The organism is Pseudoxanthomonas sp. LARHCG66 (assembly GCF_052871755.1).
The window spans coordinates 951932-972951 of the sequence record NZ_JBIXJW010000001.1 but is presented as its reverse complement, the minus strand read 5'-3'; the positions used below and the strand labels follow the sequence as shown (position 1 = coordinate 972951).

The 21020-nt window shown below is 68.4% G+C and carries 23 protein-coding genes; 9 read left to right on the top strand and 14 right to left on the bottom strand.

What is annotated here, in order from left to right:
• Positions 1-75 precede the first annotated feature (75 nt).
• Positions 76-3183, bottom strand: coding sequence for a two-component regulator propeller domain-containing protein (locus tag ACIPRS_RS04705; RefSeq protein WP_446537678.1), 3108 nt, complete (start codon positions 3181-3183; stop codon positions 76-78).
• 182 nt (positions 3184-3365) lie between these two features.
• Here ACIPRS_RS04705 and ACIPRS_RS04700 point away from each other — a divergent pair, with 182 nt between their 5' ends.
• On the top strand, positions 3366-3800 hold the full coding sequence (locus ACIPRS_RS04700) for a helix-turn-helix transcriptional regulator (protein WP_446537677.1): 435 nt from the start codon (positions 3366-3368) through the stop codon (positions 3798-3800).
• Positions 3801-4080: 280 nt separating this feature from the next.
• Here the strand turns inward: ACIPRS_RS04700 and ACIPRS_RS04695 are convergent, their stop codons facing one another.
• Positions 4081-4422 carry a nucleotide pyrophosphohydrolase gene (locus ACIPRS_RS04695; RefSeq protein WP_446537676.1) on the bottom strand — a complete coding sequence of 114 codons (342 nt, stop codon included), beginning with the start codon at positions 4420-4422 and terminating at the stop codon, positions 4081-4083.
• A 10-nt stretch (positions 4423-4432) separates the two neighbouring features.
• Complete coding sequence (locus ACIPRS_RS04690) at positions 4433-5815, bottom strand: L-serine ammonia-lyase (RefSeq protein WP_446537675.1); 1383 nt, start codon at positions 5813-5815, stop codon at positions 4433-4435.
• A 72-nt stretch (positions 5816-5887) separates the two neighbouring features.
• On the opposite strand from ACIPRS_RS04690, the gene ACIPRS_RS04685 reads away from it, so the two are divergent.
• Together ACIPRS_RS04685 and ACIPRS_RS04680 are read left to right on the top strand one after the other, a co-directional pair.
• The gene (locus ACIPRS_RS04685; protein ID WP_446537674.1) at positions 5888-6112 is read left to right on the top strand and encodes a glutaredoxin family protein; all 225 of its coding nucleotides are present in this window, start codon (positions 5888-5890) and stop codon (positions 6110-6112) included.
• Positions 6109-6582 carry a hypothetical protein gene (locus ACIPRS_RS04680; RefSeq protein WP_446537673.1) on the top strand — a complete coding sequence of 158 codons (474 nt, stop codon included), beginning with the start codon at positions 6109-6111 and terminating at the stop codon, positions 6580-6582. Before ACIPRS_RS04685 ends, ACIPRS_RS04680 begins: the two co-directional genes overlap by 4 nt.
• A 12-nt stretch (positions 6583-6594) precedes the next feature.
• Here the strand turns inward: ACIPRS_RS04680 and ACIPRS_RS04675 are convergent, their stop codons facing one another.
• The 3 genes from ACIPRS_RS04675 to ACIPRS_RS04665 are packed head-to-tail and all read right to left on the bottom strand — an operon-like array spanning position 6595 to position 8409.
• On the bottom strand, positions 6595-7155 hold the full coding sequence (locus ACIPRS_RS04675) for a YceI family protein (protein ID WP_446537672.1): 561 nt from the start codon (positions 7153-7155) through the stop codon (positions 6595-6597).
• Complete coding sequence (locus ACIPRS_RS04670; protein WP_446537671.1) at positions 7142-7750, bottom strand: cytochrome b; 609 nt, start codon at positions 7748-7750, stop codon at positions 7142-7144. Before ACIPRS_RS04670 ends, ACIPRS_RS04675 begins: the two co-directional genes overlap by 14 nt.
• On the bottom strand, positions 7747-8409 hold the full coding sequence (locus ACIPRS_RS04665; RefSeq protein ID WP_446537670.1) for a YceI family protein: 663 nt from the start codon (positions 8407-8409) through the stop codon (positions 7747-7749). The genes ACIPRS_RS04670 and ACIPRS_RS04665 overlap by 4 nt, the downstream gene beginning before the upstream one ends.
• Before the next feature lie 111 nt (positions 8410-8520).
• Here ACIPRS_RS04665 and ACIPRS_RS04660 point away from each other — a divergent pair, with 111 nt between their 5' ends.
• Both ACIPRS_RS04660 and ACIPRS_RS04655 read left to right on the top strand, forming a co-directional pair.
• Positions 8521-12087, top strand: coding sequence for an ATP-binding protein (locus ACIPRS_RS04660; protein ID WP_446537669.1), 3567 nt, complete (start codon positions 8521-8523; stop codon positions 12085-12087).
• Positions 12084-13052 carry a hypothetical protein gene (locus ACIPRS_RS04655; RefSeq protein ID WP_446537668.1) on the top strand — a complete coding sequence of 323 codons (969 nt, stop codon included), beginning with the start codon at positions 12084-12086 and terminating at the stop codon, positions 13050-13052. Before ACIPRS_RS04660 ends, ACIPRS_RS04655 begins: the two co-directional genes overlap by 4 nt.
• Before the next feature lie 10 nt (positions 13053-13062).
• On the opposite strand, the gene ACIPRS_RS04650 is transcribed toward ACIPRS_RS04655, so the two are convergent.
• From ACIPRS_RS04650 to ACIPRS_RS04625, 6 genes are read right to left on the bottom strand one after another with little or no spacing between them, the layout of a single operon-like run.
• The gene (locus ACIPRS_RS04650) at positions 13063-13548 is read right to left on the bottom strand and encodes a hypothetical protein (RefSeq protein ID WP_446537667.1); all 486 of its coding nucleotides are present in this window, start codon (positions 13546-13548) and stop codon (positions 13063-13065) included.
• 4 nt (positions 13549-13552) lie between these two features.
• Positions 13553-14188: a hypothetical protein gene (locus ACIPRS_RS04645; protein ID WP_446537666.1), complete on the bottom strand. Its 636-nt coding sequence runs from the start codon at positions 14186-14188 to the stop codon at positions 13553-13555.
• Between the two features lie 29 nt (positions 14189-14217).
• On the bottom strand, positions 14218-15288 hold the full coding sequence (gene hemE / locus ACIPRS_RS04640) for a uroporphyrinogen decarboxylase (RefSeq protein WP_446537665.1): 1071 nt from the start codon (positions 15286-15288) through the stop codon (positions 14218-14220).
• A 20-nt stretch (positions 15289-15308) separates the two neighbouring features.
• The gene (locus ACIPRS_RS04635; RefSeq protein ID WP_093300856.1) at positions 15309-15563 is read right to left on the bottom strand and encodes a WGR domain-containing protein; all 255 of its coding nucleotides are present in this window, start codon (positions 15561-15563) and stop codon (positions 15309-15311) included.
• Positions 15564-15572: 9 nt separating this feature from the next.
• Positions 15573-16676, bottom strand: coding sequence for a 3-dehydroquinate synthase (aroB, locus tag ACIPRS_RS04630; protein WP_446537664.1), 1104 nt, complete (start codon positions 16674-16676; stop codon positions 15573-15575).
• Entirely contained in the window at positions 16673-17215 is a 543-nt protein-coding gene (locus tag ACIPRS_RS04625; RefSeq protein ID WP_446537663.1) for a shikimate kinase, read from the bottom strand. Before ACIPRS_RS04625 ends, aroB begins: the two co-directional genes overlap by 4 nt.
• A gap of 105 nt (positions 17216-17320) precedes the next feature.
• Here ACIPRS_RS04625 and ACIPRS_RS04620 point away from each other — a divergent pair, with 105 nt between their 5' ends.
• Positions 17321-17524, top strand: coding sequence for a dodecin family protein (locus ACIPRS_RS04620; RefSeq protein WP_142123577.1), 204 nt, complete (start codon positions 17321-17323; stop codon positions 17522-17524).
• Positions 17525-17672: 148 nt separating this feature from the next.
• On the opposite strand, the gene ACIPRS_RS04615 is transcribed toward ACIPRS_RS04620, so the two are convergent.
• Positions 17673-18503 carry a kinase gene (locus ACIPRS_RS04615; protein WP_446537662.1) on the bottom strand — a complete coding sequence of 277 codons (831 nt, stop codon included), beginning with the start codon at positions 18501-18503 and terminating at the stop codon, positions 17673-17675.
• Positions 18504-18535: 32 nt separating this feature from the next.
• On the opposite strand from ACIPRS_RS04615, the gene pdxH reads away from it, so the two are divergent.
• The 3 genes from pdxH to ACIPRS_RS04600 are packed head-to-tail and all read left to right on the top strand — an operon-like array spanning position 18536 to position 20385.
• Positions 18536-19138, top strand: a complete 603-nt coding sequence (gene pdxH / locus ACIPRS_RS04610; RefSeq protein ID WP_446537661.1) for a pyridoxamine 5'-phosphate oxidase — start codon at positions 18536-18538, stop codon at positions 19136-19138.
• A complete protein-coding gene (gene aac(6'), locus ACIPRS_RS04605) occupies positions 19093-19587 on the top strand; it encodes an aminoglycoside 6'-N-acetyltransferase (RefSeq protein WP_446537660.1) in 495 nt (164 codons plus the stop codon). Before pdxH ends, aac(6') begins: the two co-directional genes overlap by 46 nt.
• 3 nt (positions 19588-19590) lie before the next feature.
• Positions 19591-20385 (top strand): cobalamin-binding protein, encoded by a 795-nt coding sequence (locus ACIPRS_RS04600; RefSeq protein WP_446537659.1) that lies wholly within the window; start codon positions 19591-19593, stop codon positions 20383-20385.
• 158 nt (positions 20386-20543) lie between these two features.
• Here ACIPRS_RS04600 and ACIPRS_RS04595 read toward each other — a convergent pair whose 3' ends face one another.
• Positions 20544-20996 (bottom strand): DUF4426 domain-containing protein, encoded by a 453-nt coding sequence (locus tag ACIPRS_RS04595; protein WP_446537658.1) that lies wholly within the window; start codon positions 20994-20996, stop codon positions 20544-20546.
• Positions 20997-21020 lie beyond the last annotated feature (24 nt).

Sequence of the window (21020 nt, the reverse complement as noted above, 5' to 3'; positions counted from 1 at the left end):
TTCCAGTGAACAGTCTTCATGCAACGGTTCCGCAACGTGGCACGCCAGCGTATCGCGGATGCCCTTCGGATGACGTCAATCCTGCGGCAGAGATGCGGGCGGCGTGGCGAGCGGATGATGTGGGCCGCGCAACGCGAGGTTGCCGCGACGGACCAGCTCGCCGGGGTCGCGGCGCAGCAGGTCGGGATCGAGCGGAGGCAATGGCAACGTCGTGGCTTCGTAGAGCGCCCAGCCATTGCGGCCGTTCGCCTTCACCTCGTACAGCGCGCGATCCGCCAGCGAAACCAGCTGTTCCCAGCCCAGCAGGTCGGGCGCGGTCGCGAAGGGGGGATAGCCGATCAGGCCCAGGGAGGCCGTCACCTGCAGGTGCGCGCCGGCCACTTCGATCGGTTGTGCGGCGATGGCGGTGCAGATGCGCCGGCCCAGCGCATGCAGCTCGTGCCGCGGCATCGGCCTGAACACCATCAGGAATTCTTCCCCACCCCAACGGATCACGTAGTCGCCGTCGCGCGACAGCGTGCGCAGCCGATGCGCGACGGTCTGCAGCACGTGGTCACCCGCCTGGTGGCCATGGCCATCGTTGATCGACTTGAAGTGGTCGATGTCCAGCAGCGCGAAGGCCAGTACGTCGACCCCGGCCGCGAAGCCGGGCATGCGCTGGTAGTACGCGATATCGGCGGGGAGCTGCCGGGTCAGGTAGCGACGGTTGTGCAGGCCGGTCAGCGGGTCGGTGAGACTGATGGCTTCCAGTTGCCGGTTGGCCTGCTGCAGGTCCCGCGTGCGCTGCTGCACGAGCCGTTCCAGTGCGATGCGCCGGTTGTGGTGGCGTCGCAGCACCCAGCGGTTGGAAAGCACCACCAGGATCGCCAGGCTGACCGCCACCAGCAGGTAGAACCATGCGCTCTCGTAGAAATACGGAGCGATGGAGAACGACTGCATGGCGGCGGCACGGCCGGATACGCCACTGTTGTTGGTGCCGATGACCTCGAACACGTAACGTCCGGCGGGCAGGTTGGTATAGGTCGCGCTGCGCTGGTGGGGGTCTTCCAGCAACCGCCAGTCTTCGTCGTAACCCTTCAGGCGATAGCGGATGTCGATGTGGTCCGAGGCCTGGAAACTGAGGGTGGTGAACTCGAAGCGCAGGTCGCGCGCCGCGCTGGGCAGCGACCAGTCGGCGGCGGGATCCGCCGGGCGCCACTTGCCCTGGACCTGCACGCGTTCGACCACCGATTCGGGCACGTAGGCGTTGGCCAGGTCCTGGTCCGTCGCCATCACCACCACGCCGTCGCGCGTGGGCAGCCATAGAGCGTTGTCGACCAGGAACCCGCGGCTGTTGCCCGCGCCATTGCAGCAGTCCCCCTTCTGGCCGCCGTGGCGGTCGCCGCGTTCGTTGAGCAGCGTCCTGGCGTTGACGCGCACACCGGGATCTTCGGTGGCGGCCAGCAGGTCCGCGACGGCGACCCGATAGATCCCGCGCAGGCCACCGACCCAAAGGAATCCGCTGGCGTCCTCGCCAAAGAAGAACGCGGCGTTTGCGGGAATGCCGCGCTGCTTGTCCAGGCGCGTCCAGCGCTGGCCGTCGAACAGGAGCAGCATTTCCTCCGACAGCGTGCCTGCCACCCATTGCCCGCCGGCGAGTTCGTGCAATGCGACGATGTGCGGCGCGTCCAGGCCGGTGCCGCCAAACGGGATTGCGAGCAACTGCTCGTCGACGAACTCGTACAGGCCGCTCTGCGTGCCGACCAGCAGGCGGCCGTCACGGGTTTCCAGCAGTACGCGCACGCGGATGTCGCGCAGGCCCGCCTGTTCGGCGTAGCGGTGCAGCCGGTCTCCGCCATCCCAGCGGTACAGCCCGGTGCTGGTGGCGAACCAGAGCCGTCCGCTCCGGTCCCGCACGATGCCGTTGACCTGCGCGGTGTCCATCGCCGCCAGCATGCGCGGGCGCTGCACGCGTCCATCGCGGTAGAGCGCCGCGCCGTTGCGCGTTCCGATCCACGTCTGCCCGTTCTCGGGCAACAGGCTGTAGGCGGCGGGATGTGGCAGTGCGCGTCCCGGTATCAGCGTGCGGAAACGCCCGCTTTCCAGCACGCTCACGCCGTCGTCGCTGCCCACCCATGTACGGCCATCGGGGGCCCGCGCGGCCGACCACAGCAGAGGCTGGGCCAGCCCTTCCGCTCGACTGTAACGGCGCGTCCAGCCGTTCCAGGCGCGGCTGACGCCTTCGTTGTTGCTGCCCAGCCAGAGGTTGGATTCACGGTCTTCGTAGAGCGCGCGGATCTCCGCCAGCGGACCTGAGGCGCGGATCCGTTCCAGCAGTCGGCCCTGGCGAAAGCGGTAGAGCGTGTCGCGCGTGCTCGCCCACAGGATGCCGTCGCGGTCCTCGTGCAGTGCCTGCACGCCGCCGCTCACCGGCGCGACTTCGCCGTGCCGCTGCCAGTGGCGGCCATCGAACACGAACAGGCCGGTACCGCACCCGGCCCAGAGCCGTCCATCGTGGCGTGCCAGCGAGGTGATCGCGTCCGCGGAGACGTTGCCGGGCAGTGTCAGCGTGCGTTCGCCTGCGCCATCGAAGACGTGCACCCGTCCGCGGCTACCGGCCCACAGCGTCCCGTCGGCGTCGACATGAAGAGCCAGCGCGCCGCCGTCCTCGATCCGGTGGAGGGTCTGCAGGCGGCGGCCAACGACCACCATCACGCCCCGGTTCGAGGCCATCAGCAGCCTTCCGCGGGCATCGCGTGCCAGCGCGTTCACGTCCACCACGCCCGGTGCTTCGCCGTCGGCCAGGGCCAGCGGCGTGACCTGGTTGCCTTCGCGCACCGCCAACCCCTGTGGCGTGCCGATCCACAGGCGTCCTTCGTCATCGGTGTGCAACGCCTCGATCCACGTGCTGGGCAAGCCGGGCGTGTTGTCCAGGTCGAAATTGGTGAAGCGCACCCCGTCGAAGCGGCTGAGCCCGGCCTGGGTGCCGAACCAGAGGTAGCCAGGCCGGTCCTGGGCGATGGCCAGGACGCTCAGCTGGGGCAGGCCCTGTTCCAGCGCCCAGTGATTGCGCACGTAGTGGTGGAACGACTTGGAGGGGTCGAGCGCCTGTGCCGACGGGCAAAACGCCGCCATCCCGCCCAGCAGGGGCAGGCACCAGGCGGCCAGCCGGCACCGCCAGGAAGGACGGACGCGGCGGGCCATGTCCGTGGGACTGGACAGGGCACGTCTCCGGTAAGTAGGTTTACCAAAAAGGGTATCGGCGCGGACCCGCGTGCCTAAAGGGAAAGCGCGGCATCGCCGCGGGCGGTGTCGGCCTGGTGTCGGGTTCTTGTCGTGGTACCGGGGCGGTCCTCCTCCGACGCTTACGGCTCACCTACACTGGCATGGACCCTGAAACCATCATGGACATGAAACTGAACGCGGAACGGATCCGAACTCTGAGGGAACAGCGCGCATGGTCGCAGGAGCATCTGGCGACGGTAGCCGGGCTGAGCACGCGGACGCTGCAGCGGATCGAGGCAGGCTCGGCAGCATCCCAAGAAACGTGCATGGCATTGGCTGCGGCTCTGGACGTACCAGTGCGTCTGATCGCCGGGACTCAGCTGCCAATCGACATCTCTACGGGGCCTTCGCTGCCCAAGCCGGCGAGCGCCGCGTCTTCATGGCTCATGCCCGCCGTGCTGCTTGTGTGCTTGGTTGTCTGGTTTGGGTATTCCATCGGCAAAGGCATGGCCGAGCGCGACAACCGGGCGACAGCTAACTGTGATCGGGACAGCGCGGCGTGTGAGCCGTCCCGCCGCGATGCTGGCGCTCGATGACGCTGTCTCGAGGAGCGGAGTGATCGGACCGGTCCTTGTTACGGTAGCCGCGTAGCTCGGTAGTGCCCCAGGCTGGGCTCACGGAGCGCTGGTTTGGCTGCGCTCTACCTGGGCTACCCTGACCACACCCGTTCGTGGTTCGACAGGTTCACCGGGGACGGGATATCTGGGGGCGGGTCAACAGGCTGTCGTTGCCGCGTGGCCTGCATGAGGCCGGAGGCCGTATCCGGGGGACAGCATCAAGCCTGCCGAAAAAGAAGATCAGGTTTGGGCGAACCTGTCAGGTGGCACCTGCATCTGCACCCAGTTCGCGGGAGACACGCTCGGTCAGTTCGGTGACATTTCCGACGAACTCGCCCTGCAAGTCGATGCCGCACTTGTGCGCCAGAACAATGATTGACCACAGGCAGTCAGACAGTTCATGGCCAAGCTTGGCTTTGCAGTCATCGATATGCCTGACGCCGGCATTGGCCTGGATCAGCTTTGCCAGGTCACCAACGTCTCCGACGAACCCGAGTGCCAGTTCCTCAGTGGTCCAGACGCGGCCATAACGTTTGATCTCAAGCTGCTCGTAAAGCTCGTTCAGACGCAATGCCAGCTTTTCAAGGTCGTGAAGATTCACGTCATGCCGCCTAACACTCGATCACATTCACCGCCAACCCACCGCGGCTGGTTTCCTTGTACTTGTCCTGCATGTCGCGGCCGGTGTCGCGCATGGTCTTGATGACCTTGTCCAGACTGACCTTGTGCTTGCCGTCGCCGCGCATGGCCATGCGGCTGGCGTTGATCGCCTTCACTGCGCCCATCGCGTTGCGTTCGATGCACGGAATCTGCACCAGCCCGCCGATCGGATCGCAGGTCAGGCCCAGGTTGTGCTCCATGCCGATCTCGGCCGCATTCTCGATCTGGCTCGGCGTGCCGCCGAGTGCGGCGACCAGCCCGCCGGCGGCCATCGAGCACGCCACGCCCACCTCGCCCTGGCAGCCCACTTCGGCGCCGCTGATGCTGGCGTTTTCCTTGTAAAGGATGCCGATGGCCGCGGCAGTGAGCATGAAATCGAACACGCGCTGCTCGCTGTTGCCGGGACAGAAGCGGTCGAAGTAGTGCAGCACCGCCGGAATGATGCCGGCCGCGCCGTTGGTGGGCGCGGTGACCACGCGGCCACCGGCGGCGTTCTCCTCGTTCACCGCCAGCGCATACAGGTTCACCCAGTCCAGCACGGTCAGTGGATCGCGCATGGCGGCTTCGGGCTTGCTGGACAGTTCGCGATGCAGCGCGGGTGCGCGCCGCGAGACGTGCAGGCCGCCAGGCAGGGTGCCTTCCTCGCGGATGCCGCGCGCCATGCACGACTGCATGGCGTTCCAGATCGCGCGGAGTCCGTCGCGGATCTCGTCCTCGCTGCGCCAGGCCTTCTCGTTCTCGAACATCAGCTGGGCGATGCTCAGTCCGCTGCGCTGGCACTGGGCCAACAGCTCGTCGCCGCTCTTGAACGGATACGGCAGCGGGGTCTCGTCAGCGACGATGCGATCCACCGCGGCGTCATCCTGATTGACGACGAACCCGCCACCGACGGAGTAGTAGTCGCGCGTGGCGATCACCTCGTCCTGCGCGTCGTAGGCGGTGAAGCGCATGCCGTTGGTGTGGTAGGGCAGCTTCTGTCGCTTGTTCATCAGCAGATCGCGTTTCTCGTCGAAGGCGACCGCGTGGGTGCCGCCCAGCAGCAGGCGCTTGTCCTTGCGGATGCGCTCCAGCGCCGGCGGAATGATGTCCGGGTCGATCTCGTTGGGGTAATGGCCTTCCAGCCCCATCAGCACGGCCTTGTCGGTGCCGTGGCCGCGGCCGGTAAGGGCCAGTGAGCCGAACACTTCCGCACGTATCCGCGCCACGTCGTGCAGGCGGCCGGGTTCTTCCAGCCAGCGGGCGACAAAACGCGCGGCGGCCCGCATGGGGCCGACCGTGTGGGACGAACTGGGACCGATGCCGATCTTGAAGAGGTCGAACGTGCTGACTGCCATGCCGCGTATTCTATGCCGCCGGCGCGGACAACCCTTCCCGCGTCGCAGCAGATTGCCGGAACGAGGACCTCGATGCCCCTGATCCTTTACCAGCGTGACGATTGCCACCTGTGCGATCTGGCGCTGGACGTGCTGGCCGCTTCACGGGTACCGGCGTTCGAAAGCGTCTTCATCGACCATGACGACGTGCTGGAGGCGCGTTACGGCGCGCGGGTGCCGGTGCTGTGCGACGACGCGACGGGGGCGGAGCTGGATTGGCCGTTCAGTGCGGACCGTGTGAAGGCGTGGCTGCCTTGAACATGCGCGCCTGGCCGCATTGGCTTGCCTTGCTGGGCATCGCGTCCGGCAGTGCCTCGGCAACGGACGTGGACCTGGCGAAGACGGGCCCGGGCCGTGCCGAGGCTTTCGCGTGGCAAGGCCGGACGCTCTCGCAGGTGCTGCCGGTGGATGCCATCGAACGCATCGTGCTGCTGAAAGCGGTGACCAGCGCGCCCGCCGATCTCGATCTGCGCAACCTGCGCCGCATGCTGCGCGATGCCGCCGGCGCTCCCTTGCGGGCGGCGGACCACGATGGGCAGGGGTTTCCGCAACTGGGCGGCAACGACACGATCTGGGAAGTCGTCCTGCTGACGCGGGCAGGCGACGTGTTCGGTCTCGTCATCCGTCCCGACGTTGCGGCGGCGGGGGAGGGTGCACATCGCGCCTGCCTCACGGACGAAGCGGGAAGGCGCGGGTGTTTCGGCATTCCTGCGGTGCCGGCCGGCTGAAGATGCCGGGCCTCAGGGCCTGGGTTTCAGTACCACCTTCGTGCTGATGGCCACGTCATTCGGGATGGTCGAGGTATCGGCCCAGTCACCGCCGCCGATGCCGAAGTCCAGGCGCTTCACGGTGGCCTTGCCCGTCAGCACCGGCTGCGCGCCGGGCGTCCAGGTGAACGTCAACGTCACGGGCTTGCTGGCACCACGCAGCGACAGCGTGCCGTCCGCGGCGTACTGGTTGCCGCCGAGCGCGCGGAACTTGGTCGCCGTGTAGCGGGCCTGCGCGAACTTGCCCACGTTGAAGAAGTCGGCCGAGACCAGCGTGTCGTCGCGGTCCTTGTTGCCGGTCTGCGTGCCGGCGAGCTGGATGGCGACGTCCAGCTTGCTGGTGGCCAGCTGCTTGGGATCGAAGCTCATCGTGGTGGTGAAGCTGCCGAACTTGCCGGTGAAGGTTTCGCCCTGGTAGTTGCTGGCAAAGACCAGCGTGGAGCCGGGGGCCTGCACGTAGTCGGCGGCCATGGCCGGCGCGGTGGCCAGCAACAGGGAAGCGAGCGCCAGGCGCGCGCGGTCAGACGATTTCATCGGGAGAATCCTGCGGTGTGGGGGAAGGGGGAGCGGAAGCAATGGCCTTGCGGCGTCCCGGCAGCATGCGGGTCAGCGTGGCGTCGCCCTGGAAGAGATGGTGGTACAGCGCGGCAGCGGCATGGGCGACCACCAGCACGACGAGTACCCAGAACAGCAGTTCGTGCGCGCCTTCGGCCGCTTCGTGCACGCCGTCGTTGCGCCCGGTGATGGCCGGCAGGTTGAACAGCTTGAACCACTGCAGCGGATAGCCCGCCGACGAGTTCAGCACCCAGCCGGATAGCGGAATGGCGACCAGCAGCGCGTACAGCAGCACGTGCGTCACCGACGCGATGCGCTGCTGCCAGGTGGGCGTGCCCGGCACCGGCGCCGGTGCGCCGGCATACACACGCCACAGCACGCGCAGTACGACCAGCGCCAGGATGGTCAGGCCGATCGACTTGTGCAGCGCGTAGATGTCGATCTTGCGCGGCCCGTTGGGCAGGTCGCCCATGGTCAGGCCGAGGTAGGCCATCACCAGGATCAGCACCACGATGAGCCAGTGGAACAGTTGGCTGATCGCACCCCAGCGCTGGTCGGTGTTCTTGAGGGTCATGGCGTCGGCTCCGGCGGTGGCGGGGAAGGCAGGATGTCGGTGTTGCGGTCGTCGGCCTTGCCATCGTGCGTGGCTTCGGCTTCGATGCGCAGTTCCACCTGGTCGCCGATCACCGACTTCCATGCCGTGATGCCGAAATCGGCGCGGCTGATCGTCGTGGTGGCGGAAAATCCCACCGTACGGCGGAACGGTGGCATCGGATGACGCTTGACGGCATTCAGCACGACATCGAGGACGATGTCGCGCGTGACGCCGCGCAAGGTCAGTTCCCCGTGCGCTCGCGCATGTGCCGCGTCGATGGGCTCCACGCGCGTGGACACGAAATGCGCTTCGGGGTGGCCTTCGGCATCCAGCAGGGATTTCGCCAGCGTGGCCTTGTTCCAGTCCGCGTCGCCCAGGTCCACGCGCGCCAGCGGTACGCGCACATCGACACGCGCGCGCGTCCAGTCCCCGGGATCGAAAGCGAGGGTGCCGGTGCTGCCGGAGACAGTGCCGATGGCTTGCGAGAAGCCGGCGTGGCTGATGGCGAACATCACCCGTGTATGCACCGGGTCCAGCCGGTACTCGGCCAGTGCGTCTCGCGCGGACGCGGCCGCCGGCAGCAAGGCCGCGAGGCAGAGGGCGCGCAACAACAGGCGGCGGGAGGACGATCCGGGCATGGGGACGGATTCTAGGGGCCGGCCCATGAAGATACCCCGCTTGCGCGTGCAACGGTCCGTTGCGACGATGCCCGAGGGGCAACCAGGGAATGAAGGCGGGCAGGAATGGTGATGCGTGCGTGGTGGCTGTTGCTGCTGTGTCTGCTGTGCGCGTCCGCGCCGGCGACCGTGCCCGAGATTCCGCGCTTCCGCCTGCTCGGCGCGGGTGACGGGCTGCCTTCCACCACCATTCCCGCGCTTGCGCGCGATCGCGCCGGTTACCTGTGGGTGGCTACCTGGGATGGCCTGGCCCGTTACGACGGTGTCGGGTTCAAGGTGTGGCGACACGATCCTGCCGATCCGGCATCGCTGCCCGGCAACGTGGTGCAGGCGCTGCATATCGATGCCGCAGACCGGGTCTGGGTGGCGACCGAGAACGGCGGCCTGAGCATGATGGGGAACGATCGGAAGGGTTTCCGGCACTACCGCCAGGCCACCCATCCGCAGATGGGCAGCGACGAGGTGTTCGCGATCACCAGTCGCGGCAACGACCTCTGGTTCGGCACGTTCGGCGGCGGATTGCACCGGTTGTCGGGCGATGGCGGCATCACGCGGTTCGCGGCGGACGCTGGGGATGCCGGAGGCCTGCCGTCGGACAGCGTGCTGTCGCTGGCGTTCGATGCCAAGGGCGTGCTGTGGATCGGCACCATGGGCGGCCTGGCGCGCTATGACGGCCAGCGTGTACAGCGGCTGGCGTTGCCGGGCGGTGATGCGCTGATCATCTATTCGGTGACCGCCGACGGAGGCTCGGTATGGGTGGGTGCGTCCGATGGCGTGCACCGCTGGTCGCCCGAGGGCCGCTGGGTGTCGCCGCCCTGGTCGCCGATGTTCGCGCGCCCCAATGCGTTGATCGCGATGGCCAGCGACGGCCAGGGCGAGTACTGGCTGGCCAGCCAGGGAGGATTGTGGCGGACCGAGGATGACCGCGCGCCTGCACCGGTGAACTACGACGCGCAGAGCGTGGGCATCGGTCGCGTGCTGCAGGCGGTGATCGCGCTGCCGGACGGTGGCCTGTGGGTGCCCGTGCCGACGCGCGGCCTGGCCTATCTCCATTCGGATTGGCGGCGCATCGCCGCGTTCTCGCCGGCGCAAGGGCTCGGTGGCGGGCTGTATCGCGGCCTGTCGCAGGCGGGTGCCGACGGCGTCTGGATCGCCAGCAGTACCGGCAAGGTGGAACGCCTGGATACGCGCCGCGGCCACGTCACGCCGCTGCCGCACCATGCCGCCCTGCTGTCGGAACTGCGCCTCACCTCCGTGCTGGAGGACCGTCGTGGACAGGTGTGGATCGGCCACCGCAATGGCTTGATCCGCACGGATCCGCGAACCGGCGCGATGCTGCAGTGGGCGCATGAAGGGGATGATGCTGCGCCCGACAACACGTCCATCGACTGGCTGGTCGAGGCCAGGGACGACACGCTGTGGCTGGTCACGCAGATGGGCAGCGTGCAGCAGCGCGACGCCGTCAGCGGGCGCGTACTCAGGACGATCCGCAAGGAAGAGGGCGGAAGCGGCAGTCTTCCCGACATCGAGGGTATCGCGGTCTCGCCCAGTGGCCGCGTGTGGCTGGGAGGCGCGGAGGGCATGCTGCACTGGGACCCCGATGCCGGCCGTTTCGTCGCCGTACCCGCGCTGGGCAGTGAGCGCGTGTATGCCTTCGCTTTCGAACATGGCGACCGTCTCTGGCTGCACCGCATGTCGGGAGTGGAGGCATGGCGCCGCGAGGCGGATGGCTGGGTGCGCGAGCGCCGGATCGGCGCGGCGGAAGGGCTGCCGGCCGTCGAGTCCACGGGCCTGGCCGTGGACCCGCAGCGGCGCGTGTGGCTGGGGACGCGTCGCGGCCTGTTCCGCATCGATCCCAACCTGCGTGGCTCGCGCGCATTGCTGCGCAACTTCGGTGTGCGCGAAGGTTTGCTGAGCCAGGAGCTGAATGATCGCGGCATATTGATGACCGCCGACGGGCTGCTCGCCACGACGGCCGCGGACGGTTCGGTGGCGCTGCTCGACACGCACCTGCCCGATCCCCGACCGATCACGCCCAACCTGGTGCTGGACAGCCTGCAGGTGAGTCGAGGCGACACGGTGCTGCACCTGCCGCCGATGGCGGCGCTGGAACTGCGTCCGGAGGATCACGAACTGCTGGTGGGCACCCGCCTGCTGAGCTACGAGAATCCGCTGGGCAATCGTTATCGCTCCCTGCTGGAGGGGTTCGACAGCGGCTGGATGGACCAGGGTTCCAGCGGCGAGCGCGTGTTCTCCACGCTGACGCCGGGCCGTTACCGCCTTCGGGTGCAGGCCTTCGATGCCGCCGGCAACGCATCGAAGGAACTGATACTGCAGGTCCATGTGCTGCCGCCGTGGTGGCGCAGCACCTGGGGCCTGGCGCTGTTCGCCGTCCTGGGCCTGCTGATGCTGCTGGCGGCCGGCGCGGCGTATCGCAGGCGGGTGCGTCGCCGGAGTGCATGGCAGCTGGCCGAGCACAAGCGCGAGGTGGCGGAGCAGGCTTCGCTGGCGAAGACGCGCTTCCTGGCCACGCTGGGTCACGAGATCCGCACGCCCATGACCGGCGTGCTGGGCATGACCGAACTGCTGCAGGCCACGCCGCTGGACGAGCGCCAGCAGGGCTACACGAATGCGATCCAGCGTGCGGGCACGCACCTCCTGCGGCTGGTCAACGATGCGCTGGACCTGGCGAAGATCGAGGCAGGCAAGCTGGAACTGCAGCAGATCGAGTTCGACCTGCATGCGCTGATCGGCGACGTGGTCGCGCTGATGGGCCCGGTGGCGGGCAAGCGCGGGCTCGCTTTCCATGACGGTATCGCGGCGGGCGTGCCGCGCGTGGTGCGCGGTGACCCGCTGCGATTGCGGCAGATCCTGCTGAACCTGCTGGGCAACGCCATCAAGTTCACCGAGGCGGGCCATGTCTCGTTGCATGCACTGCCGCTGGCGCCGCAGGGCTTGCGCCTGACGGTGGGCGATACCGGACCGGGCATCAACGCCGAGCAGCAGATGCGGCTCTTCCGTCGTTTCGAGCAGGCCGAGGGTGCGCAGACCACTTCGCGCTATGGCGGCAGCGGGCTGGGCCTGGCGATCTGCCAGGAACTGGCGGTGGCGATGGGAGGGCGCATCGAGGTGGAGAGCGCACCGGGCAAGGGCACGCGCTTCTCCGTCGACCTGCCGGCCTTGCACGCGAGTGCTGGCGAACCGGTGCAGGCGCCGGTGCCGCCCGTGGGTACGCTGACGCAGGTGAGGCCGCTGGACATCCTGCTGGTCGAGGACGATGCGACGGTGGCGGACGTGGTGGCGGGGCTGCTGCGCGCGCGCGGCCATCGCGTGCTGCACGCTCCCCACGGACTGGCGGCGTTGACCGAGGTCGCGGGCACTGCCTTCGACCTGGCGTTCCTCGACCTGGACCTGCCCGGGCTGGATGGCATGGCGCTGGCGCAGCAGTTGCGGTTGCGGGGCGTGACCATGCCGTTGATCGCGCTGACCGCGCGCACCGATGCGGAGGCAGAGCCGCTCGCGCGGCAGGCCGGCTTCGACGACTTCATCCGCAAGCCGGTGACCGGCGACATGCTGGCCATGGCAATCGCATTGCTCCTCGAACGCAGCGACGGGCCGGAGAAGGGAGAAGCATCTTGAAGGTCGCGAAACCCGGGCTCGGCGTGCTCCTGGTGCTGATACTGGCGCTGGCCGGCACTGCGGCTGCCGAAACGCAGCAGCCTCCGTTGCTGGGCGACTACATCACCGACAGTCGCGCGCTGTACCCGCTGCGCGTGGGCGACTGGGAGGCCGTCGGCGAAAAGCGCTACGAACAGCAGGAACTGGGCGTGTCGGTGCGTTACCAGGACACCCGCAAGCCGGATCGCTGGATGGACCTGTACCTGTACCCGGCCGGCGTGATGTTCGATCCGGCATTCGAGCGCGTGTTCGACCAGAGCGTCGACGAAATCGTACAGATCGCGCGCGAACGCGGCGCCGGCGACGTGCGCCCGGGCGACGCGCGGACGCTCCCCTCGCAGCCGGTGGCGGGCGAAGGGATGCTGGGCGACCTGGCCGTCAAGGCACGTTCGTTCGCGATGGAGATCCCGATGCGCGAGAAGCGGTACCGGTCCGTGCTCGCGATGACCGTGCGCGACCTGTACTTCATCAAGATCCGCTACAGCGTGGAGGCCGATACTGCTTCCGATGAGGATGTGCAGGGGCAGGCCGAGGCCTTGCTCGCCGGCTTCGCCAAGGAGGTGCGCGTGCTGAACACCGGACGCTGCCGGCAGATCCTGCAGGTCAGTCCGCTGCCCGTGGGCGGCGTGAGGCCGGAGGCGGTGATGGCCAGTACGAACGACGGGCGCGAGGACGAAATGTGGATCGCCGACGATACGGTCTATCTTCGCCCGGCGGTGATCGCACGCGAGCAGGACATGGCGCGGCTGCGCAGCGAGGCCCAATCGATCCGCGACGTGCTGCGGGGCCGGTGCGTGTCGCCCGAGATGATGGAGATCGCCGTGCCGGACGGCATGCGCGAGATCCGCTTCGAATATCGCCTGCCGCCGGAGCGCTCGGACGGCACCACGCCACGGCTGCGCGGACGCCGCACGGGCGTGGGGTGATCCTGCGTCCTCAGCGCAACGCGCGGACTTCGATCACGCCGAACACAGGATCGTAGTAGAACCAGTCGCTGGTGTTGTCCGCCAGCCACGCGATCCGTGCGCGTGACGGCTGCGGCACGTGGCAGAGCAGGGCATGGCCGTAGTCTTCGCCGGGGGCGGAAGGCGCGGGCGGAACATCCGACAGCAGGTCTTCGAGCGATCCGGGCTTTTCGCCCCAGCTGAGGCAGTCCGCTTCGGCGCCGGTGCCCTCGGGCCAATCCATGCGGGCCCAGAATGCGTCGCGGCCACGCCGCTGCAATCGATGCGCGTCGGACGCCGCGCCATCGGCCACCTGCACGACGCGCCAGTGGTCGCCTGCCTGCTGCACGATCCACACCACGTCATCGGGGAGTGCGGTCGCGCCGTGGCCATACGTGCCGACGAAGGCCGGTTGTCCGCCTGCTTCAGCGAATGAAGGCGCTATGCAGGCCAGGAGGAACAGGGCAAGGCAGCGCATGGCCTCAGTCCGCCCAGGCTTCGACGTACAGCGTACGGGTGGCGTCGTCCGGATCGGCGTGGATCCAGATCCCGCCGGTATCGCCGGCCGGGAGGTAAAGGCCATCGTCGGCTTTCAGCATCGTGCATGCCATGTCGACTGCTTCCCGCGCGATGGCCTGTTCGCGGCAGGTATCTTCGACGAACCGCCGCAGCGCGGGCGCGGCCGTGACGTAAGGCGTCGCCAGCACGTATTGATGATCGCCCCAGCGCTGGGAATCCATCAGGCGCACTTCCGTCACCGGCTGGCCCGCCAACCGCACGCGCTCAGGATGCAGCAGCGCACGGGCATTCACGGCCGTGAACGCTTCGCTTTCGTCATCGGCCATGGCGTCATCGCAGTCCAGTTCCACGCGGACCACGTGTTGCCGCCATCCGGGCGCGAGTTCATCCAGGCGGCGTGCGCGGATGCGCTCGCAGCCCGGCGCGACGTCCAGTGCGTGCGATGCGTGGTCATCCGGCACCACCATCACCAGCGCTGGGAAGTCACCTCCGGCAACATGCAGGACGTGTGGCGCGCGGTCGTCTTCGGCGCGGGCATGTGCCCCTGCCATCAGCAACAGGCTGGCGGCAGCGGGGGCGAGCAGGGGGCGGCATTCCATTGCGTCACTCCGGCGGGAAAGGGCGTGGATCAGCGCGCGCTGTAGGCGTGCACTTCGTCCACCAGCACCGCGACGTGGTCCGGGTTCATGTCCGGCGACATGCCGTGGCCAAGGTTGAAGACGTGGCCCTCGCGCGAACCGCCGTTGCCGTCGCGATAGCTGTCCAGCGCGCGGCGCGCCTCGCGGCGGATGGCGTCTGGCGAGCCGTACAGCGTGGCCGGATCCAGGTTGCCCTGCAGCGCGACCTTGCCCTGTGTGCGGCGCGCAGCGTCGCCCAGTTCGATCAGCCAGTCCACGCCCACGCCGTCGGCGCCGCTGGCGGCCAGCTCTTCCAGATACGCCGCCGTGCCCTTGCCGAACAGGATCAGCGGCGTGCGTTCGTTGCCGTCGCCACGCTCCAGTTCACGCGCAATGCGCTGCAGGTAGGGCAGCGAGAACTCGCGGTACATCGCCGGCGACAGCACGCCACCCCAAGTGTCGAACACCTGCAGCGCCTGTGCGCCGGCCGCGCGCTGCGCGGCCAGGTAGGCGATCACCGCATCGGTGTTGACCGACAGCAGCTGGTGCAGCACCGCCGGTTCATTCAGCGCCATCGCCTTGATGCGCGCGAAGTCCTTGCTGCCGCCGCCTTCGACCATGTAGCAGGCCAGCGTCCACGGGCTGCCGGAGAAACCGATCAGCGGCACCTTGCCGTCCAGTTCGCGCCGGATCACGCGCACCGCATCCATCACGTAGCGCAGTTCGGTTTCCATGTCCGGCACGCCGAGCTTGGCCGCGTCGGCGGCGCTGCGCACGGTGCGCTCGAACTTCGGGCCTTCGCCTTCGACGAAGTACAGGCCCAGTCCCATCGCATCGGGGATGGTCAGGATGTCGGAGAACAGGATCGCCGCGTCCAGGTCGAAGCGACGCAGCGGCTGCAGGGTGACTTCGCAGGCGATGTCGGGGTTCTTCGCCATGCCGAGGAAGCTGCCGGCCTCTTTGCGGGTGGCACGGTACTCCGGGAGGTAGCGGCCGGCCTGGCGCATCAGCCAGACGGGCGTGCGGTCCACGGGTTCGCGGCGCAGGGCGCGCAGGAAACGATCGTTCTTGAGGGCAGTCATCGGGAATCCGGGGGAAAGGGTTACTTGGGCGCGTCGGCGCCGCGGGCGAACATCAGCTGGAAGCCACGCTTGAGGTGGCTGTCGCGGGCCTTCTCGAAGGCCGCGTTGGCCTCGTCCTGCAGCAGGTACTGTTCGCGCTTGAGCGTGGCGCGACCGCCGATCTGGCCGGTTTCGCGCAACAGCTCCCAGCCGCCGAACAGATCGGGCTGCAGGGTCAGCTGGACGTAGCGGGGCGCTTCGCCCGCGTCGGGGCGTTGCTGGAGGAAGACGCGCATGCCGGCATTTTAGCCGGACAGCAGCGCCAGCACGCGGCTTTCGTCCACGTCCGGCACCACATCGGCCTGGCCCAGGCCCCGCCACAGCACCAGCCGCAGGCGCCCGGCCAGGTTCTTCTTGTCCAGGCGCATGCGGGCAAGCAGGGCCTCCGGTGCCAGTCCGGCCGGAATATGCGTCGGCAGCCCGTAGCCCGCCAGCAGGGTTTCCAGGCGGTCGGTGTCGGTCGCCGGGGCCATGCCGAGCCCGGCGGAAAGCCGCGCGGCCAGCACCATGCCCACCGCCACGGCTTCGCCATGGTTGAGGTTGTCGTTGCCCAGGCCGCCGTAGCCCTGCTCGGTCTCGATGGCGTGGCCGAAGGTGTGGCCGAAGTTCAGCAGCGCTCGCTCGCCCTTTTCCAGCGGGTCGCGCGCCACGATCTCGGCCTTGTGCTCGCAGCTGGCGGCGATGGCCAGTGCCAGCGCCTCGCCGTCCATCGCCAGCAGCGCTTCGCGTTCCTGCTCCAGCCACTGGAAGAAGCGCGCATCGCGGATGGCGCCGTACTTGATCACTTCGGCCAGGCCGGCACCCAGTTCGCGCGGTGGCAGTGTCGCCAATACCTCCGTGTCGGCGAACACCGCGCGCGGCGGATGGAACGCGCCCACCAGGTTCTTGCCCTGCGGGATGTCGACGGCGGTCTTGCCGCCCACCGACGAATCCACCATCGACAGCAGCGTGGTGGGCACCTGCACGCAGTCCACGCCGCGCATCCAGCAGGCCGCCGCGAAGCCGGCCAGGTCGCCGACCACGCCGCCGCCCAGCGCGATCACGCAGGCGTCGCGGGTGGCGCCCAGCGTGGCCAGTGCCTCGATGGCATGGCCGAAATGCGCCAGCGTCTTCGACTCTTCGCCCGCAGGCAGGATGAAGGTGCCGATGGCCAGGTCGGGGCGCGCGGCATGCAGGGCTTCGCGCACCCTGCCCGCGTACAGCGGCGCGACGATGGAGTCGCTGACCAGCAGCACGTGCCGGCCGCGCACGTGTCCGGCGAGCGCGGTGCCATCGGACAGCAGTCCCGGGCCGATGGCGATGGTGTAGGGCGTCTCGCCGCCGACGTCGACGGTGCGTGCGTTGCTCATGCGTTCTCTTCGATGGGCTGCCAGCGATGCGCCAGCAGCTGGGTCAGGCGGGCGGTCGCCTCGGGCGGCGTCAGGCCGTCGGTGTCCAAGGTCAGGTCCGCCACGTCACGATAAAACGGCTCGCGCAGGGTGGCCATGTCCTGCAATACCTGTTCGCGGTCCGGGCGTTGCAGCAACGGGCGGTTGGTGCAGCGGCCGAGCCGGCGCAACTGCGCCTCCACGCTGACCTGCAGGTAGACCACATAGCCGCGCTGCCTCATCAGGACGCGGTTGTCCGCATCCAGGACCGCGCCGCCGCCCGTGGAGACCAGTTGGCCATGGCCGGCCAGCAGTTCGCCCAGGGTCGCCTTCTCGCGCTCGCGGAAGCCGGCTTCGCCGACGTGCTCGAACAGGCTGGTGATGCTGGCGCCGGTGCGATCGACGATGGCCTGGTCCGCGTCCACGAACACCAGCCCGAAGCGCTCGGCCACGCGCTTGCCGATGGATGTCTTGCCGGCCCCGGTGGGGCCGACCAGGATCAGGTTGGGGGCCGGATTCATGATGCTCCAGATGCTAGCACTGCCCACGCGTGGCGTGGCCTTAACACCAGCGGGTCTACGGTGGCCGTCCGGCGTCTTGCCGGGGCAACCGAGGAGGGAAGCACCATGTCCGTCGCCAAGATCATCGAGGTCAATGCGTCATCCAAGACCAGCATGGAAGACGCCGTGAAGGTGGGCCTGAAAAAGACGTCCGAGACCGTGAAGAACATCAAGGGGGCCTGGGTCAACGAGATCAAGGTCGTCACCGACGATGGCGGCAACGTCACCGAGTGGCGCGTGAACCTGCGGATCAGTTTCGTAGTGGCGTGACGCCATCAGCGTACCCGCTGTAGGAGCGACGTGAGTCGCGACCGCGGATCGGGCACGAACGGAAACTGCCTGGGCGGGATGACAATTCCGAGCCTCATGCGCCGCTGAACCTGCGGGCGTGCGGTCGCGACTCACGTCGCTCCTACACCTACAGACGCGGGGTGCGCGCCTCATCCAGCGCTATCGTCCTGTCCGCCATTCCCGGCAGCGTCGCCAGCAGGTGCCGGCTGGTCCGCTCGTAGTGCTGGATGAAGCGGTCCAGCTGCGCGCGATCCATGCCGGTGCGTGCAGGGTCCTGCGCCACCATCGCCTGTTCCTGCTGCCAGCGCCAGGTCCGCACGATGTCGAAGCCCGGCGGCTGCAGGAACCACAGCGCGTCGATGCGCGACCACAGCGCGGAATAGTTGCGGCGCAGGGCGTCGTTGCAGTACCGGCGCCACACGCCGCCAGGGTCTTCGTCGCGTTCCAGCGCATTGAGTGGCACGTGCAGGGCCGCGTCATCCTCGGGCATGGCGTTCAGGCACCAGCCTTCGAACAGCACCAGGTCCACCCGTTCCGCGATGCGTGGCCATCCGGTCTCTGGCAGACGGTCATCGGCCAGCTTGTCGAACCGGGGCAATGCGATGTCCTGGCCGGCACGCAACGCATCGAGTACGCGGCAGCCGAGCGCCACGTCATGGGTCCCCGGCGGCCCGCGCGTGGCGAGCATGGGGTGCACATCTCCGGCAAGACGCACACGATCGGCACGGGTCAGGTACAGGTCGTCCAGCGACAGCACGGCGACGCGCAGGTGGGCCGCTTCTGCCTGCGTGGCGATCTGGCGGGCCAGCGTCGATTTGCCACTTCCCTGCAGGCCGGTGATGGCGAAGACCGGCGTGCGCGCAGGCAATGCGCGCGCGGCGGCCAGCGCGTCGCGGACGAGAACGTCGGGAAAGCCCTCGGGATGCGCAGCCTGCCTCATCGCGCGACAATAGCGCATGCCCGGCACGCGGGCGCTGCCCTGACCACGCCATGACCGATCTGTACGCCGAAGCCCTGTCCACGTTCGCCACACTCTACGGCGAGGCCAAGTCATCGGGCACCGAAGTCGAACCCAATGCGATGACGCTGGCCACCGCCACGCCGGACGGCCGTCCCTCCGCACGCACCGTGTTGCTGAAGGCGTTCGACGAACTGGGCTTCGTCTTCTACACCCACACCCACAGCCAGAAGGGGCGCGAGCTGCACGACAACCCGTGGGCCGCGCTGCTGTTCCTGTGGCGCAGCCTGCGCGAGGCCGGCATCCAGGTGCGCGTGGAAGGCACGGTGACGGCGGTCAGCGATGCCGAAGCCGATGCCTACTTCGCCTCCCGCCCGCGCCAGAGCCAGCTGGGCGCGTGGGCTTCGATCCAGTCCGAGACGCTGGATTCGCGCGAAGCCTTCGAGACGCGCATGGCGGAGGTGGAGGCACGCTTCGCCGGTGCCGACGTGCCGCGCCCGGACGGATGGAGCGGTTACCGCGTGGCACCGGAGGCGATCGAGTTCTGGTACGGCGCGCAGTTCCGGCTGCACGAGCGCTGGCGCTACGAATGCGATGCTGCTGGAGCGTGGAGCAAGCGGATGCTGTTTCCTTGAGCGAGGTACGTATCGCAGAGGCCGCGCCGTCGGACGTCACGGCCTGGGTCGCATTGCGCGCCGGACTGTGGCCGGATGCCGATGCTGCGGAACTGCGTGAGGAGGCCAGGGTCTGGGACGCCACGCGCGGCGTCGCATTGCTGGCCTTCAACGGGGAGGGCCATGCCATCGGCCTGGCCGAAGCCAGTCTTCGGCACGACTACGTCAACGGTACCGACGGCTCGCCGGTCGGTTTCCTGGAGGGCTGGTATGTCGCCCCCGCCTGGCGCGGACGTGGCGTGGGGCGTGCGCTGATCGCGCAGGTGGAAGCCTGGACGCGTGCACGCGGCTGCGTCGAATTGGCGTCGGATGCGTTGCTCGACAACACTGCCAGCCATGCGGCGCATGCGGCCTGCGGCTTCGAGGAGACCGAGCGCGTGGTGTATTTCCGCAAGCGGCTGGTCGACTGAACCATGGGCCCGCAACGCATCGTCTGCCTCACCGAGGAGCCCACCGAAACACTGTATGCGCTGGGCGAGCAGGACCGCATCGTCGGCATCAGCGGGTTCACCGTGCGGCCGCCGCAGGCGCGCAAGGAGAAGCCGAAGGTCAGCGCGTTCACCAGCGCGAAGATCGGCGAGATCCTGAAGCTGCAGCCGGATCTCGCGATCGGTTTCTCCGACATCCAGGCCGATATCGCCGCCGAACTCGTGCGGCATGGCGTGGAGGTCTGGATCAGCAACCACCGCAGCGTGGACGGCATCGTCGACTACGTCCGGCGGCTCGGCGCACTGGTCGGCGCCGCCGCGCGCGCCAACGAGTACGCCGATGCGCTGCAGCGCGGGCTGGATGACGTGCGTGCGCAGGCGGCGCGCCTGCCGCGCCGACCGGCGGTCTACTTCGAGGAATGGGACGAACCGCAGATCACCGGCATCCGCTGGGTGTCGGAACTGATCGGCATCGCGGGTGGCGATGACGTGTTTCCCGAGATGGCGCTCGAGCCGCTGGCGAAGCGGCGCATCCTCGCCGACGGCAGCGAGGTCGTGCGGCGCGCGCCGGACATCATCCTCGGCTCGTGGTGCGGCAAGAAGTTCCGCCCCGACAAGGTCGCGCACCGACCGGGTTGGGATGCCATTCCCGCCGTGCGCAACGGCGAACTCCACGAGATCAAGTCGCCGTTGATCCTGCAGCCGGGTCCGGCGGCGCTGACGGATGGCGTGCGGGCGATCGCGGCGATCGTGCAGGGGTGGGCGGTGCGGCGCGCGTGAGGCTGGTGTCCGTTGTAGGAGCGACGTAGGTCGCGACCGCGGACTGGACGTCGCGAGACGGAACGGGACGTTCGCGATCCTCACGTTTGCCATGGGTCGATGTCACGGATGGCGTGCGGTCGCGACTTGCGTCGCTCCTGCATGGGGCGAGCTGGCCGTCAGAAATTCCGCTGGAACTTCACCGTCTCGGTTCGAGCGCCGGCCGTCACCTCGATTTCGAAACGGTAGGAATTGCGCGGCGAGATGCGCGCCGTGCCTATATGGTCCGCGTAGCCGCCGGCGTCGACCTTGCGCAGCGTGATGGTCTGGCGCGCACCGGACAGGTCGTGCGCGGTGACGCTGACGTTGCCATCCGCATCGACCTCTTCCGCACCGTCCACGGTGCGCAGCGCGACCAGCACCAGCGCCGTGCCCGCGTCGCGTGGCACGCCGTACTGCCTGGCGACCGCCTCGCTCAATGCCAGCGTTGGCAGCGCGTTGTAGCGCACGCGCAGGGTACCGAAGTCGGCCTCGGCCGGCGTGGCTTGCACGAACTCCGCGGTGCGCGGGGCCTCGCCGCCGGAGCAGGCGGACAGCAGGACCAGGGCGAGCGGGGCGGCGAATCGTTTCATGGGCATGGGGAATGTGGGCCTGGG